General features: G+C 48.5%; 1 protein-coding gene. It reads left to right on the top strand.

Annotated features, from left to right (window positions below; all coding sequences use genetic code 11):
• Positions 1 to 101 precede the first annotated feature (101 nt).
• On the top strand, positions 102 to 17,903 hold the full coding sequence (locus tag RHEIN_RS09110) for a non-ribosomal peptide synthetase (RefSeq protein WP_008898689.1): 17,802 nt from the start codon (positions 102 to 104) through the stop codon (positions 17,901 to 17,903).
• Position 17,904 lies beyond the last annotated feature (1 nt).

Genomic DNA, 17,904 nt, shown 5'->3' with positions numbered 1-17,904 from the left:
ACATGTACCAAAACAGAAACTAATTAAAAAGGCTTTTTCCTTGTCTCAACCATTTATGGTACAGCCTTTATGAACCATTTCAATTAACGGGAAGACATCACATGGCTTTAAACAGTAGTACTGAGGAATTGTTTTTTCAATGGTTTGTTAGTCCGATTGAACAACGTAATAACGCCACGCTCGTTTTTGAAATTTCGGGTCTGCTTGATGTAGATCAGTTTCTGCAGGCTTGTTATTGTTATTTACAGCAAAATATGAGCGACCGTCTTGGTATTGACTATGCCTATCGCACAGACCAAAGTGAAATCACCGCAGAAAACTACGTAGAACTGCTTAAATTCGATGATCAAAACTCCTGTATTTATGATTTTATCAAGCAATTGGTGAACCGCCCTTACGACTTATCTTCACCAGCCCAACCTCACTTGTTCCTGATCCAGTATTCCGATTCCTGCTACTACTTTGTGATCAACACCTTCCATCTGGAAATGAATAACGGCCTGGCCGAACAGCTGATGCAACAGATATGGAGCTACAGCAAAGACAGGGGTTTTCTGATCAATGCAGATCAGCAAGAGCTGGCCGAGCCAGTCCAAGTCCAGACGAACGACCAAGAGCTTGAGTCCTCACGCAGTTACTGGCGTGAGCAGCTCAAAAACATGCCACTGTTTACACCACTGCCAGTGAAACAAGTCGACGCAGCTCGTTACCAGTCACAGCAGTTTTCCTGGAATTCTGAACGTGTGACTTTGGCAAATAACATAGCTCAACAGCTTGAGCTGGACAGTTATCAGTTGCTGGCAGCGGCTTATTCCACCAGTCTGGCCTTGCTCATTGGCCAATCCAGGCTGGTGTTGTCCGCCCGTAAACTGAACCTTTGTGATAGTCCATCCCGTTTAACTGCCCTGCCCTTGTGCTGCGATTTACGCGGTGGTTCTATGCAGCAGTTGCTGCAGTCATTAAGCAAGCAATATCTCCTTGCACAGCAGCACAGTGCTTTAAGTTTTTACGACATTATTTATGATCAGCAGCAGTTAACAGGCACAACCCGTTGCCTGAATCTCGACTTTGCTGAAGCGTCTTTGACCGAAGTGGCTTTGGACGCTGATGATCTGGCGATCACTCCCTTACCTATGCCCTGGAATACAGCGGATGACTATGATCTGTCACTGCAATTTGATCGCAGTGACAACCACCACTGGTTATTCAGATTTACCTACAACAACCTGCATTTATCGGATGAAGAAGCGCTGTGGTTACAACAAAACATGGCCCGTTATCTGGATGCATTACAACTTCAGTTGCAAGAGAGCAGTGCAACAGCGACAGCCTGTATCCATCAGGTATTTCAGCACACAGCAGCTTTGTATCCGACCACAACGGCTTTAGTGGCAGGTGATAAAAAACTCAGCTATCAGCAGCTGGACCAATTAACCGATCAACTGGCAACGCTGATCCGCCAGCATTATTTTGATACAGAACAAAGCGTTATGCCACTGGAAACTCCTGTGGTCATTATGCTGGAGCGCAGCTGGTATGGCGTTGTTGCTATGCTTGCTGTACTGAAAAGTGGCGGCTGTTATGTGCCGGTGGACCCGGATTTTCCAGAGCAGCGCATTGATTACATACTGAAAGATTGCCAGGCACCTTTGCTGATCAGTCAGTACAGTGTGCGACATAAATGCCCGGCCAGTAGCGCCAGCTTGTTATGTATCGAAGATTTATTACAACAACGACCAGAAGGTCAAAGTACAGCACTGCCTTTGCCACAATCAGCAGAAAGTCTGGCTTATATTCTTTATACATCCGGCACTACAGGCGCTCCTAAAGGCGTAATGGTGGAGCATCGTAGTGCGCTCAACACTATCTATGCGCTCAAAGAGCTCTATGGCGTGCCGGGTTATCGTATCGCTGCTTTTACCAATTTTGTGTTTGATGTTTCAGTCTCAGAAATTTTTGCCACTTTGCTTTATGGCAACGAATTACATCTGCTGCAAAACGACATCAGACAAGATGCACACGGCTTGTCGCTTTACCTGAATCAACAGCAGATCAATCTGGTCTATCTGCCCCCTGCTGTACTGGCCATAGTGCCCAGAGTCAATTACCCGGCGTTAAATTGCATTATTTTTGCCGGCGAACCTTGTGATCAAACGGTCGGTCGTTATTTTGCAGAACGTTTTGCCTTGTACAACTACTATGGCCCTACTGAGGCCAGTATTTATGTGACAGGCAAAAGAGCAGACACAGAGGATATCAACGACATTGGTTATGCCTTGCCCAATATGCGCTCCTATGTGCTGGATGAAGCCATGCAACAGGTTTCGGACGGCGAGACCGGAGAATTGTATGTGTCAGGTGTCGGCCTGGCCCGGGGTTATCTGAACAAGCCTGAGCAAACAGCGGGCAGCTTTTTAGCCAACCCTTTTGTCACTGACGCTGAAAAACAACAAGGTTTTGGCCGGCTTTATAAAACCGGCGATCTGGTCAAGCTGACAACACAAGGCAGTCTGAAGTATTTAGGGCGCAATGATTTTCAGGTCAAAATTCAGGGCTTCAGGGTAGAGCTGGGTGAAATCGAAGCGGCTTTATCCACTATAGAAGAAATTGGTCAGTCTCTGGTTTTGGTGAAAGAACGAAACCAGTTGAAGCGTTTGGTGGCTTATTATCAGGCGCTGGCCCCTATTGATGATAAGAGTCTGAAAGCCCGGCTGGCTGAACTTTTACCGGGTTACATGCTGCCGCATTATTTTGTCGGCTTGCAGTCTTTCCCTTTAAACACCAACGGTAAAATAGACAGACAACGTTTGCCTGAGCCTGAATGGCAACAGCATGTGGGTGCTGTACCCAAAGATCCAACTGAACAGCTGGTTTTAGCTATTTGGCAACAAGTACTGGGGTCAGATCAGTTTGGGGTTACAGATGATTTTTTCCTGATCGGCGGCGATTCGCTGACAGCCATGAAAGTCGTATTGTTGTTACAACAGCAGCAACTGGATTGCAGCACCAAATTGCTGTACCAGCACAACACAGTGCGTAAACTGGCGCCTCAACTTCGATCCTTACAGCGCCAAAGCCAGCAGTTGATTGCGTCAGACAGCACAGAACTTAATGAAATGCAGCGTCTGATCCTCAATCACCAGTTGATCACAAGCCCTGTGCTTTACAACGAAAATATCACTATTGATTTTCAGGGCATGGCATTGACTGAGCAGCAATTGAGCCAGGCTTTAGCACGTTTTATCAAGCATCATGCTCTGCTACGAATGAAAGTTCTGGAGGATTATCAGCATTTTGTCGTAGCGGCTGCACTGGAACAAGGCCCACAGCTTCACACAGAACATTTTTCAGCCACTGAATTTGAACACAAATACAAAGCCAGTTTAAAGCACTGGGTCAATTTACCTTTTTCTTTACTACAAGGGCCTTTATACCGATTTGTGCTGTTTTATCGTGATGAAAAACCGGTGAAGCTGGCCTTTATTCACCATCACCTGATCAGTGACGGTGATGCTATGTATAACCTCTTTGTGCCTCAGTTGTATGCTTTGCTTAAAGATGGCAATACCAGTTTAGCGCCCTATCCGGCGCAGGTTGCACGGCCTTTGCCTATGACGGATCTGTCTGAACTGATCCAGGGCATGCACAGAGTGGATTTGTTTAACAGCCGCCCTGCAGTGGATTGTCAGGGCGACTATCTCTGCAGCAGTTTTAGTGAAGCTCAAACCAGACAATTAGAAAGTCTGGCCCGCCAGCACAATGTGAGTCTGTATGCAGTATTGCAGAGTCTGCTCGCTGTGCTTATCTGGAAATTTTCAGGCCAGCAGCAGATGAGTATTGGTGGTGTTAAATCCTTACGAGGACCCGATGCAGAAGCTGTGTATGGCAATTTCCTTGCCAATGACATCAGCAATTGCCAGGTCAACGCCACAGAGCCTTTTATTGAGCTGGTGAAACAACGTTTTGCCGATATACAGCAAAGCCTGGACCAAATTATCCCTTATCAGCACTTGCTGGAGCTATTGCGCCAGCAGTCCGGTTTAGACGAAAAGCTGCCAGGCATTTATATGACGCTGGAGCCTAAAGCCAAAGTGCAATTGCTGTGGCAAGTTACACAAAATGATACCTTGCCACACAGCGTTAAATATCCGCTGTATTTTGAATTTGATCATCAAAAACAGCTGTTAGTGCGACTGGAATATCGCAGCGCTATGTACAGCAAAACACAAGCACAGCAGTTGACCACAGCATTGCAATTACTGGCAGAGCAATGCCTGCAGCATCCTGAAACAAAGATCCACCAGTTGAAGGTCATGCCAGCCCAACAAATCCAACAGTTATTGCATCCGCCCCTCCCTGAGCAAAGCATGCAGCAGGAACAAACACTGGTGCAGCTGTTTGAGCGTTCAGTGCAGCAGTTCCCCACTCATGTAGCGCTGAACTTTGGCGATGAAGCCTGGACTTATCAGCAACTGGATCACAAGGCCAATCAACTGGCCCATTTAATCAGGCAACAAATTGACGTCAAAGCCGATACGCTGATTGCATTACTGCTGCCTCGTTCTTTGGATACTGTGCTGGCGATACTGGCGGTGTTAAAAGCAGGTGCGGCTTATGTGCCAATCGACATCAGCTATCCGGCCGACAGAGTCAGTTTTATTCTGGAGGATACAAAAGCAACTCTGCTGCTGACCTGGCAGAACTATTCAGACTTAAGCGGCGAATTTTCCGGCCAGAAGCTGTTTTTAGATCAAAACAGCGGGCAACAGCAAGACACTGAAGCACCAGATGTCAGCATAGATCCACACCAGTTGGCTTATGTAATTTACACCTCAGGCAGCACAGGTAAACCTAAAGGGGTGTTGTTAGAGCACCAGAATGTCTGTCGTTTACTCAGTGCCACAGAAACCGACTATCAGTTTAACCAGCAGGATGTCTGGTGTTTATTTCACTCCTACGTTTTTGATTTTAGTGTATGGGAGATCTGGGGCGCGCTCGCTTACGGCGGCCGGCTTTTTGTGCCCACCAAAGAGCAAGCACAAGACACTGAAGCTTTTGTTGCTTTATGTCAGCAGCAACAACTGACAGTGCTGAACCAAACCCCATCAGCTTTTTATAATTTCAGCGACAGGGCTTTGCTGTTGCCCCGCATCCATTCTTTACGTTATGTGATTTTTGGTGGCGAAGCGCTGAACCTGAATCAGCTCACCGCCTGGTTTGGCTATTACGGCGATCAACAGCCCTTGCTGGTGAATATGTACGGCATTACAGAAACCACAGTGCATGTGACCTATAAAGTACTGCAGCAGCAAGACATCAGTGATCAATCCACCATAGGCAAACCGCTGAACGATTTACAGGCTTATGTGCTGGATGAGTATTTACAACCTGTGCCTGTGGGTGTCAGCGCCGAGCTTTATATCAGTGGTGCAGGTTTAGCCCGTGGTTATCTGAACCGGCCTGAACTGACGCAAGAGCGTTTTATCCCTAATCCTTATGCAAGGCCTGGCCATGAATTTTTATACAAAAGCGGTGATTTGGTCTGTCTGACAGCGCAAGGCGAACTGGACTATATAGGCCGTATTGACACTCAAGTGAAAATTCGGGGTTATCGCATTGAATTGGGCGAAATTGAAGCGGCTTTATCTGCGTATCCGACGGTACGCCAGTCTCTGGTTATTGCCAAAGAAACCCAAAACAGCAAAGTATTAGTGGCTTATTATCTGGCTGATTCAGCGCTGGATCAGAACCAGTTGTCTGCCGCTTTAGCCAGCCAGCTACCGCCTCATATGGTGCCTGTGCACTATATTCATGTCGAAGAATTTAAGTTAACAGTCAATGGCAAACTGGACAAAAAAGCCCTGCCGCAACCAGATTTCAGCTCACAAGACTACAGCGCACCACAAAATGAGCTGGAACAACAAGCCTGTTTGATTTGGCAACAGGTGTTAGGGGTTGAAAAAGTCGGCATGCAGGATGACTTTTTCCGTCTGGGTGGTGATTCCATCACCAGCATTCGTGTGGTGGCCCGGCTGAAAGATCTTCGGCTGGATATTTCAGTGCGGGATATTTTTGAACACAGAACGCTGAGCGCTTTATTCAGACATACCGGTAAATACAGTAGTCATCAAACAAGCTACCAGGCCTTTGAGTTAGTCGATCCTGCGCTGCTGAGCCAACTGCCCGTCGACGCCTCAGCTTTAGAAGACGCCTACCCTGCAACCTGGTTACAGCAAGGCATGTTTGTTGAATCTGATAAAAATCAGCAGGTCTATCACAATATCGAAGTGAACCATATTCCTGCCGTTTTTGAGATGCAGACTTTTGTGTCTATCTGGCAGCAACTGATGCAAAAACACGAATTGTTACGCGCCAGTTACCTGAAACAGGACGGTTTGGGTTATCTGACCCTGATCCATAAAGCGGTCAGCTGTGAAGATAAAGTAGTGTTTTACCCGCAGTATGCAGAGGCTTATCAGCAAGAACTGGCCACGCCACTGCCGATAGACAACCCAGGCTTATTCCGTCTGGCGATAGTGCCACAGCCTGATTCCTTCCAGTTGTTGTTTACCTCTCATCATTCCATCGAAGATGGCTGGAGTGTGGCCTCTTTACTCAGCGAATTTATTCAGGCTTATATGCATCAGCAGCTGGTGCAAAAAGATCACCAACTGCTGTTTGCCCATTACGTAAAACAGGAAACAGAAGCACTTAACGATCAGGCGCATAGCCGCTTTTGGCAAAACTATTTAGCCGATTACAGCATGCCCACAGTGCAGTTTACAGAGCAAGCACAGCAGTCAGACAGCCCCTTGCTGCTGGAATCGGCTCTGGCGTTAGATCCAGAGCTGAGTCAGGCATTATCCCAACTGGCATTCCAGCAGTCTGTCTCTGTCGATACCGTCTATTTGTCTGCTTATCTGTATTTACTCAGCGTGTTTTTTAATCAGGACGATATAACTCTGGGTCTGGTGGTGAATAACAGACTGGAACTGGATGGCGGCGATCAGCTATTTGGTTTGCATCTCAATACCATACCGCTGCGGCTCAAGCTTGCAGACAGCGCCAATTTGCTGAAAGAAACCCATCAGCAACGGCTGAAACTGCTGCGCCACAAAATTTACCCTTACGGCAAAATCAAAGCTGATTTGCTCTTGCAACAAGACATTTATCAGGCGGCTTTTAATTACATTCACTTTTATCAGAAACACGCCACTTTAGAAAAAACCGGCTCTGAACTGGTGGATGTATTGGCCATTACCAATATTCCGCTGGCCTTGGTGGTCAGCCGCCAGGACGATAGTTTTGAGATTGCTTTTCAGGGTCACAGCGCCTTTATTGATCAGTCCTATTTACAGCTCATGACAGAACATTATCTGTTTTATCTGCAGCAATTGGCCAAACAGCAGCATATCGATCAGCGCTTAACTTTGGCACATCAACAACAGGTACTGGTGGAACACAACCAGACAGAAAGCACTGTTGAGCAAAAAGATTTGCTGCAGTGGTGGTATCAGTCAGCCACACAACACGCCTTAGATTGTGCAGTGTCAGATCCAAAAACCAGCCTGAGCTATCAGCAACTCAACACCGAGTCGAACCAACTGGCACACCATCTGCAGCAACTGCTGCCAGCTGTCTCTGCCAGAGAGCCTGCGCCACTGGTGGCGATCATGGTGGAACGTTCAACAGAGATGTTGGTTGCTATACTGGCCGTGCTTAAAGCCGGAGCAGCTTATGTACCAGTCGATCCGGCTTACCCGGAGCAGCGTATACGCTATATGCTGCAGGACTGTGAAGCCCGGTTGGTTTTAACCCAGCGCCATGTACTGAATTCTGCTAATCCTTTATCAGGCCTGGATTTAGCTGTGTATTGTATAGACGAGCAGCAGCATCTGAAGGCTGCAGCAACTGATTTGCCTTTACCTGACGATCTGAACAGGCTGGTCAATGTCATTTACACTTCGGGCACCACAGGTAAACCCAAAGGAGTGATGATTAACCAGGCTGCAGTGGTGAATCTTGCCGCAGCACAACACCAACTGCTGCAGATGGTCAAAGAAGATAAAGTGCTGCAATTTGCATCTTTTAGCTTTGACGCCGCCACCTGGGAAATTTTTGCGACCTTGTTGCAAGGGGCCACCCTGGTCATTTGCCCAAATTCGTACAAAGAAAATGTGGGCGCCTTAGTCAGCCTGCTTGAGCAACAAAAGATCAGTATCGCCACTTTGCCTCCTGCGCTGTTGAATCTGATGGAAGCTGCGCTCTTACCAAAACTGCGTCTGCTGATCGTTGCAGGTGAAGCCACACCTTTAGCCACAATGCAGCGCTGGTCTGAAGGCCGCTCACTGATCAATGCGTATGGCCCAACTGAAACCACAGTCTGTACCAGCCTGCATTATTATCAGCAGGGTGATTTGGCCAGCACCATAGGCAGGCCTTTACCTAACCTGAAATGTTATGTACTGGACGCCCATTTACAACCCGTGCCTTGTGGTGTGCCTGGTGAGTTGTACGTCTCTGGTGCTGGTGTGGCGGCAGGGTATCTGCATCAGCCGGAACTCAGCAATCAGCGCTTTATTGCCAATCCTTATGGCAAAGGGCTGGACCCTTCGCAGCAGCGGCTGTATCGCACAGGTGACAGTGTCCGCAGATTACTCAATGGCGAGCTGGACTATCTGGGCCGGGTGGATCATCAGGTTAAAATTCGCGGTAACAGAGTAGAGCTGGCAGAAATTGAAGCTGTACTGACCGAATTCCCTGCGGTAAAACAAGCCACGGCCGTGATCCGTGAGCGCGATGGACAAGCCTATATAGCGGCTTATTTTACGGCTATGTCTTTAGGTCAGAGCACAGATCTGTCTCTGGTTGCGGACTGGAATAAAATCTACGACAGCGAATACGGCAAAAAATCGGCTGAAGACTTTAACCCCGCTGATTTTGACGGCTGGAACAGCTCTTTCGATGGTAAACCTATAGCTCTGCCAGCCATGCAGGAATGGCGTGACTCTACTCTGGAACGTATTTTACAACTGAAGCCAAAACGTATACTGGAAATAGGCAGCGGTGCAGGTTTATTGTTTTATCCTTTATTGCCGCATTGCGAGTACTACTTTGCGACAGACTTTTCAGCTCAGGCCGTGGCCAAATTACGCTTTGGCGCAACAGTACTGAAGGTCGAACATAAAACCCGCTTTGCCTTATGTGATGCAGCGTCCATTCTGCAGGCAGTCGAAGGTTATCAGCCTGATCTGATTATTATCAACTCAGTGATCCAGTATTTCCCGTCCGCTGACTATCTGCTGGATGTAGTTCAGCAAGCCATGAGCTTGCTGAATGGTCAGGGCCAGCTGTTTATTGGTGATGTCAGGGATGCCCGCTTGCTGGATATTCTGCATTACGATATCCAAAAACATCTGCACCCTAATGCGCCTTTTCCTGCTTTAGTGGAGGCCACCAAACAAGCCAGAGTGCAGGATAAAGAACTATTGGTGAGTCCGGACTTTTTCCTGACTTTTGCTCAAAAGCACCAACAGGGTGCTATTGAGTTGCCCGTGGATCTGCTGATTAAAAAAGGCCAGTACAGCAATGAAATGCTGGATTACCGTTACGACGTGATAGTGGATTTTTCTGCAGGCGAAGCTTCCCCGCCCTTGGCACAAGCTCAAATCGAAACTGAGTTCCACTTCTCTGCCAACCTGGCGGTTGAACACTGCTGCCAGCAAAATTTACAAAGTTTTGTGATCCGTAACTACCCTAACAGCCGTGTTTACCAAAGCTATATTGAGTTTCATAATTTGCCTGGCAAATTGGCGGCAAACCAGGTGCTGAGCTATCAGCACCTGGCAGAGATAGCTACACGCCACGGTTATCAGTTCAAAGCCAGTGTGCAACCTGATGATCCAGCCCTGCTCAGCCTGATATTCAGCCGATCTGATCAAAGGCTGTTCAGTTCACAACTGGTGAGCGCCAGGCCACGATCGCTCACTTATGCAGTGCGCGAACCTTTCATGCCACTGGACACCAAAGCGCTGCGCTCTTATCTGGAGCAGAGACTGCCAGCTTTTATGTTGCCTAATGTGCTGGTGCAGTTAGAGGCTATGCCGCTGACCCCCAATGGCAAAGTCGATCGCAAAGCCTTGCCTGAGCCTGAGCAGGACCAACGCAACTATGTCGCGCCACGAAATGAGCTGGAACAGGCCTTGTGTCTGATTTGGCAGGATATTTTGGGCATCACCCGGGTAGGTGTGCAGGACGATTTTTTCCAGCTCGGTGGCAACTCCATTTTGGCTATTTCCTTAAGCCACAGAATATCCACAGTGCTGCAACGTGAAGTCAGTCTGGCCACTTTGTTCAGACACAAAACCATAGCCCAACTGACAGAACATGGCCTGAGCAAACAAGCTGTGCTGATCCAGCCTGCAACTGTGACAGAAAAACCTCTGTCTTTTGCACAAAACCGATTGTGGTTTTTACAACAGTATGAACAAGACTCCAGCGCTTATCATATTCCGTTGTTGCTTAAACTCAGCAGCCATGAAACCGACTGGTTAGCTGTTGCGCTGCACGCCATACTGGAACGCCATCAGGTGTTGCGTTCTGTTTACCAGGCTTTCGATGAAAAGACAGAATTACAACTAAGGGACGCGGGGTCCCTCTGCATAGAGCATCATCACTGCGCTTTACCTGCGTTGGATCAATGGCTAAAACACCATATCAGCCTGCCTTTTGATTTAACAGAGCAACTGCCACTACGCGCCAGTCTGATCCACACAGAACAAGAGCAGTACCTGCTGCTGGTGATCCACCACATAGCTTTTGATGGCTGGAGTGTGGATCTGCTGCTGAACGAGCTCAGTCTGTACCAACAGCATCTGGTGTCGGCACAACCCCTGCACTTACCTGAATTACCAGTGCAATACAGCGATTTTGCCATCTGGCAACGGCAGTTTTTAGCTGTGGACGAGCTGGAACGTCAACTGGATTACTGGCAACAGCAATTACAGGGCTTTGAACCACTGCAATTACCAGAGTCAATGCCACGACCAAAAGCCTTTGATTACAAAGGTTCGAACTTACAGTTGACGCTTGAAAACGACTTGAGTCTGCAGTTGAAAAAACTGGCCAGACAACAACAGATCAGCTTAAACAGCCTGTTATTGGCCGCCTTTAATCTGTTGTTGTCTAAGTACTGTAATCAGCAGGACATCGTCATCGGCTGTCCTGTCGCCAACCGGCATTATCAGGGCACTGAATCCTTGATCGGTTTTTTTGTGAACGCCTTAGCTATACGAAACCAGATTGACCCTGAGCAGCCTTTCAGTGCTTTTGCTTTGGCTGTGCATCAGGGGCTGGTTGCAGCCCAGGGCCATCAGGATGTGCCTTTTGAGCTGATAGTCGACAGAATGCAGGTGGAACGAGACAGCAGCCGTCACCCTATTTTTCAGGTGATGTTTTCAGTCCAGAGTTTTGGCCAGACAGAGCAGCACTGGTGTCAGCTGCAAAGTGTTGATCAGCTCTACCCTGTGGCCAAGCATGATTTAACCTGTTTTGTCACAGAGCATCAGCATCATCTGACGCTGGAGCTGAACTACGCCAGCTCCTTATTTAGTGCAGATTTTATCGCGCAGATGGCAGAGTCTTTCAAAAGCATTCTGCTGCAATTACTGCAACAGCCGGATGCAAAGTTAACTGGTTTTGAAGTGATAAGCCAGGCGCAACGGCACTGGCTGCTGTATGACAATAATCAGCACCAGCAACAGCTTCCATTAAGCCATTTGTCAGAGTACTGGCGCCATTCAGTGGCACAACAACCCACCGCCACAGCGCTGCGTTGCAACGGCATAAAGCTGAGTTATCAGCAACTGGACCAATTGTCGGATCAGCTTGCAGGCTATATCCATCAGCAGCAGTATTTATCAGAGCGGCCTGTGATTGCCTTAGTGCTGGACAGATCCATTGAGTTGTTTATCTCCTTGCTCGCCAGTATCAAACTTGGGGCAGCCTATCTGCCCATCGACAGCAGCACTCCCTCAGAGCGTATTGCCTTTCTGCTGGAGGACAGTCAGGCCGATTTGGTGATCAGCAGCGAAACCCTGCGCCACCTGATCCCACAACAGCTGCTGGTGTTGGATTTGAACCAGCTGGAGCTGTCTGATGTTCAGGCAGCAGCTCCTGTGTTTAAACTATCGCCACAGGATCCGGCTTATATTATTTATACCTCAGGTACTACAGGTTTACCCAAAGGGGTGTTGATCAAACAAAGTTCAGTGGTCAATTACATTACCAATGTGGCTAACAGCAGTATGACTCCGGGTGCTGTGGTGGATTTCTCCTCCAGTATGGCCTTTGATCTGAGCGTCACCACCACCCTGGCGCCCTTAATGCTGGGCAACGAGATTGTCATTTTTACGGAAACACTCAAAGACTTAGATGCCTACCGCCAGCATCTGATTTCAGAGCAGATTACCTTTGCCAAATTAGTGCCCAGCCTGGCTGAACAAGTGTTTTTGGAGGAGCATCGTATTCACCTCAACTGCCTGATGGTCGGAGGTGAAAAACTCAAAGCTCAGCAAAAAGCCTTGTTATTGCAACATTGTGATCGGCTTTTAGACGAATATGGCCCAACCGAAACCACAGTAGGTGCTTGTCTGGCGGATGTGGCTCTGGATCAGGGCATAGGTCGGGCCTATGCCAATTACAAATTGTATGTGCTCAATCCAGAGCAAAAACCTGTACCTGTTGGGGTATGGGGAGAGCTGTATATTGCAGGCCATGGCGTGGCTTTGGGTTATCTGAACAGGCCAGAACTGACCGCAGAACGTTTTATCGCCAACCCTTTTGATCAAAGTGAAGACTACCAACAACTGTATCGCACAGGCGACACAGTGCGCTGGTTGCCAGAGGGTGAGCTGGAATACCTTGCACGAAATGACAGTCAGGTGAAACTGCGGGGTTACCGTATTGAATGTGGTGAAGTCGAAGCCGCAGTAGAGCAACTGGAACAGGTGCAGCAGTCAGTTGTGGTGCTGAAACAAGTGGGTCAACAGCAGGCGCTGGTGGCTTATTATGTGGCGGCTGAACAGCTGGATGAGGATCTGCTGCGTGACAGGGTTGCAGGTTTTTTACCAGACTATATGCAGCCTGCTTATTATCAGTGGCTGAGCGCCTTACCTCTGACTCATAACGGTAAGCTGGATCATAAACAATTGCCTGATCCTGTGATCCTGCAGCAGAAATTCGAGCAGGCAGAAGATCCGTTAGAGCAACAGTTGTTGAGTATCTGGCAACCTCTGCTTGCTGTAGAGCAACTGGGCGTCAACGACGACTTTTTCCGCAGTGGTGGCGACTCTATTTTGTCTATTCAACTGGTGTCACGTTTACGTAAAGCTGGCTTGAGTTTGTCGGTCAAAGATCTGTTTGAACACCGCACAGTGCGAAGCTTAGCAAGACATCTGCAATCGGCCACCACAGAGCGGCCCGGCGTGCAGCCTGGCCTGGCGCAAGGCCAGTTTGGTTTATTGCCGATACAACAGGGCTTTTTCCGGCAGCTTGAACAAGGGCTCATCCAACAACCCCATCACTGGAATCAGAGCTTTTTTATTAAAGTGCCAGGGCTTGATCCGCAGCAACTGCAAAAGGCCTGGACTGCACTTATTCAGCATCACGATATTCTGCGCTGCGTTTTTGTCTCTGACCAGGGTCAATGGCAACACAACTACAGTGCACAACAAGGCAGTGAAGTGACTCTGATTGATGCCAGGACTTTAGATGAAACCCAACTGGCACAAGAGTTAAATAAGCTACAACAAAGCCTGAATATCCAAACAGGTCCTTTGTATTCTGTGGCTTACCTGATCGATGCTGAACAGCAAGGCCGGATTTTTGTCTGTTGCCATCATTTACTGATAGACGTCGTCTCCTGGCGTATTGTGCTGGAAGATTTGTACGCACTTTATCAGGGCAAGCCTGTGGCACAAAGCACCAGCAGCTATCAGCAATGGGTCAGTTACCTGCACTCCTACCCCACAGTCTTTGCTGAAGAAAGCAGCTATTGGCAACACTTAGCCCAACAACAGGTCGATTACACTGCCTTAGTCACAGTGCAGCCTGAGGCGAATAAGAGCCAACACCGTATTGAGTTTTCAGCAGAGCTGACGCACAAGCTGTTAAAACAGGCTCACAAAGCCTATGACACAGAAATAAACGACCTGCTGCTGACCGCCCTTGCCAAAGCCTTACAACAGCTGTTTAGTGTGCAGGCTGTTTCTGTCACTCTGGAAGGTCATGGCCGCCAACCCCAGGACAACCAACTGGACTTAAGCCATAGCATTGGCTGGTTTACCAGCCAGCATCCGGTGCATTTGCAGGCAGCGGACGAACCAGGACTGGCGATACGTCAGGTGAAACAACAACTGCGCCAGGTGCCGAATAAAGGCTTAGGTTTTGGTGCCTTTGCCGGGCAGCTTCAGCTGGATTTACCTGCTGTGCAGTTTAACTATCTGGGTGTATTAAGTGCGGACCACCATGACGAATGGCTGTTGCAACTGGATGAGCTGTCTTGTGGCATAGCGCCTTGCAATCAGCAATCCTGGCTGCTGGATATCAACGGAGCAGTGGAACAAGGCCTGTTGTTTTTTGATGTCAAAAGCGCCTTGTCAGAACAGCAAAGTCAAGAGTTTAGCCAGCTATTCAAACAGCAGCTCACGGCTTTAACTGAACATTGTGCCGCTTTGCCTGACGCAGGCCCCAGACAAAAAACACCAGCAGATTTTGGTGTGCCTCTGACGCTGGACTATTACGATCAACTGATGAAACAGCACCAGCTGGACGCCATTTATGCTGCCACCTCTTTGCAAAAAGGCTTTTTGTCTCATGCGCTGATGCACCCGGACGATGATGCCTACAGAGTGCAGTTTGTCATTGATTATATGCAACAGCTGGATGTGGATTTATACCGTCAGGCCTGGCAACTGGTGGTGCAACGTTTCCCTGTACTTCGAACCAGCTTTGACTGGGCTCAGCAGCCAGTGCAGTTGATCCACAGCTCAGCTCAGCCTGAACTGGTGCTGCTGAACTATAGTCAGTCAGACCATGCAGATCAGCTGCTGCAGGAGCTGCAACAACAGGACCGCCAACGCGCCTTTGACTTACAAAAGCCCTGCCTGTTACGGCTTTATCTGGTGAAACTTTCTGAGGATCATTATTGCCTGTTACGCAGCGAACACCATTCGATTTCGGACGGCTGGAGTGGCCCGCAATTGATGAAAACTCTGCATAGTTATTATCAGACTTTGTTAAGTGGCAACAAACCCACAATCACAGTTCAGCAAAGTTACTTACAGGCACAAGGTTATTACCAGTATCACCGGCAAAGTTGTCAGGCGTACTGGCAGCAACAACTGGTCGATATGACCACAGTCAATGATTTGTCGCCTCTGTTTGACGAGCCATTAAAAAGGCAAGCCACAGAGCAACATATAGTGACTGATGCAGGTCAGGTGTTTTGTCAGACCAGCGTGTCGGCTTTAGCTGTACTGACACAACAACATGGCATTACCTTGAGCACTCTGCTGCAGTTTGTCTGGCACAAGCTGATTGCCAGCTATACCTTTGCCACCCAAACCATAGCAGGCACGACGGTCTCAGGCCGTGCTTTGCCTGTCGAAGGCATAGAAGAAAGTGTCGGGCTTTATATCAATACCCTGCCACTGTTGGTGAATTGGGATAATAGCAATACGGTACTGCAGCAGTTGCAGCAGATCAGCAAAGCCATTAACTCAATGAACCATTTTTCATTTGCCGATTTGGCTGAGTTGCAACGTGGACGTGGCTCGTTATTCCAGTCCATTCTGGTGTTTGAAAACTATCCGTCCGCCGGTGAACAGCAAGATATTCAGTATCAGTATCGCGAAGCCTTTGAAAAAGTGAATTATCCGCTGGTGCTGGTGGCCTATCAGCAAGGGGACAGTCTGCATTTTGGCCTGAAATACGACGCGACCCATTTGTCAGGCCACAGAGCCAATGAATTACTGTCGCAGCTTAATTTGTTGCTTGCCGCTTTGCCTCAGGCCTTACTGCGGCCTCATTCAGAGCTTGGCATTGGGCAATCCACCCCAGCAGCCTGGTGCCTGGAAGGCCCCAAACGCGCTTTACCTGCGCCTGATATCATTCATTGGTTTGAACAAACAGCTGGCCGCTACCCGGATCAGAACGCCATCTATTGCGACGGTAACTATTTGAGCTACCGCCAACTGGACCAACTCAGTGATCAACTGGCATGCATGCTTCAAACACAACTGCACAGCCAGCCTGATGCAGTGATAGCACTTTGTTTGCATAAATCAGCCGAGATGATTATTGCCATGCTGGCGGTACTCAAAGCTGGAGCAGCCTACCTGCCACTGGCACCTGATGCGCCAATAGAACGTACTCTGTTTATGCTAAAAGACAGCAAGGCTTTACTGGTGCTGACAGGCGAAGATAACCACTCCTCTGTCGCAGCATTCAGCCCCTGCCCAACTATGGCGCTTGATCTGAGGCAAATGCAATCAGAGGCTGAGCAGGCTGACAAACCCAGCTGGACAGTAGACAGTCACCAGCTCGCCTATCTGATTTACACCTCAGGCACCACAGGCCAACCTAAAGCTGTGATGACAGAACATCAGGGCCTGATGAATATCAGCCAGTCCCAGCAGTTATTATTGGCGCATAAACCTGGCGACAAGGTGCTGCAGTTCTCAAATTATGTTTTTGATGCCTCAGTATTTGAGATTTTCCCTGTATTAACCAGCGGTGCTTGCCTCTATCTGCTGCCACAACAGCTACAAAATGACGTCACCGGACTGGTGGACTACCTCTGCACTCATCAGATCATCACGGCCTTTATCAGTACTGCAGTGATCAAACATCTGTATGGGCTGGAGCGCACTAAAGTGAAACAACTTTATACCGGAGGCGAGTCACTGGAAGGTTTACAGCATTTACCTCCTTGCACCTTATGGAATCAGTACGGCCCAACCGAAGCCAGCGTTTGTGTATTACAAAGTCAGGTGTTGGATCATAAAAACATTGCGATAGGCCGGCCTGTACAAAATATGCGGGCTTATTTGCTGGATCACTGGGGTTTACCTGCTTTACCAGGTGCTATAGCCGAACTCTGTTTAAGTGGTATAGGCCTGGCACGAGGTTATCTGGGTGCTGCAGAACTTAGTGCAAGGAAATTCAGGGCCAACCCATACAGCTCTGAACCAGGTTTTGAACGTTTGTACCATAGCGGCGATCTGGTCCGCCTTGGCACTGACGGTCAGCTGTATTATCTGGGCCGTCGTGATCAGCAACTCAAAATCAGGGGCTATAGGGTTGAACTGGGTGAAATTGAGCAGGCCATACTGCAGCATCCGGCTGTTGATCAGGTGCTGGTGATGCAGCGTCAACAGGACGAGCAGTTACTGCTGGTGGCTTATTACCTGTCGCGCCAGCAGGTAGATGACAAAGCGCTGCAACAGCATCTGAAAACCTTGTTGCCAGACTATATGCAACCTCAGGCCTGGGTATTGCTTGAAAAAATGCCATTGGCTGCCAGCGGTAAAATTGACAGAAATGCGCTGCCAGATGCCACCTTTGTCACAGGTTCAGTCAAAGCCAGTACAGAGACAGAGCGCAAAATAGCACAGCTTTGGCAACAGAGCCTTGGAGTCAGTGAGCCTGGTATAGAGGATGATTTTTATCAGCTGGGCGGAGACTCTATTCTGGCTATCAGTCTGAGCCAGCAGATCGCTTCGGCTTTTGCTTGCCCCCTGAGTGTCAGCGACTTTATCAGAGCTAAAACCATAGCGGCTCTGGCTCAGATCATCGATCAACACCTGCTGCAGCAAAACAGCTTCGACAGCGGAGAGATTTAAC

The sequence above is a fragment of the Rheinheimera sp. A13L genome (assembly GCF_000217935.1).
Lineage (GTDB): Bacteria > Pseudomonadota > Gammaproteobacteria > Enterobacterales > Alteromonadaceae > Pararheinheimera.
The sequence above is the reverse complement of the archived record's forward strand: the minus strand, read 5'-3'. Positions and strand labels throughout refer to the sequence as shown.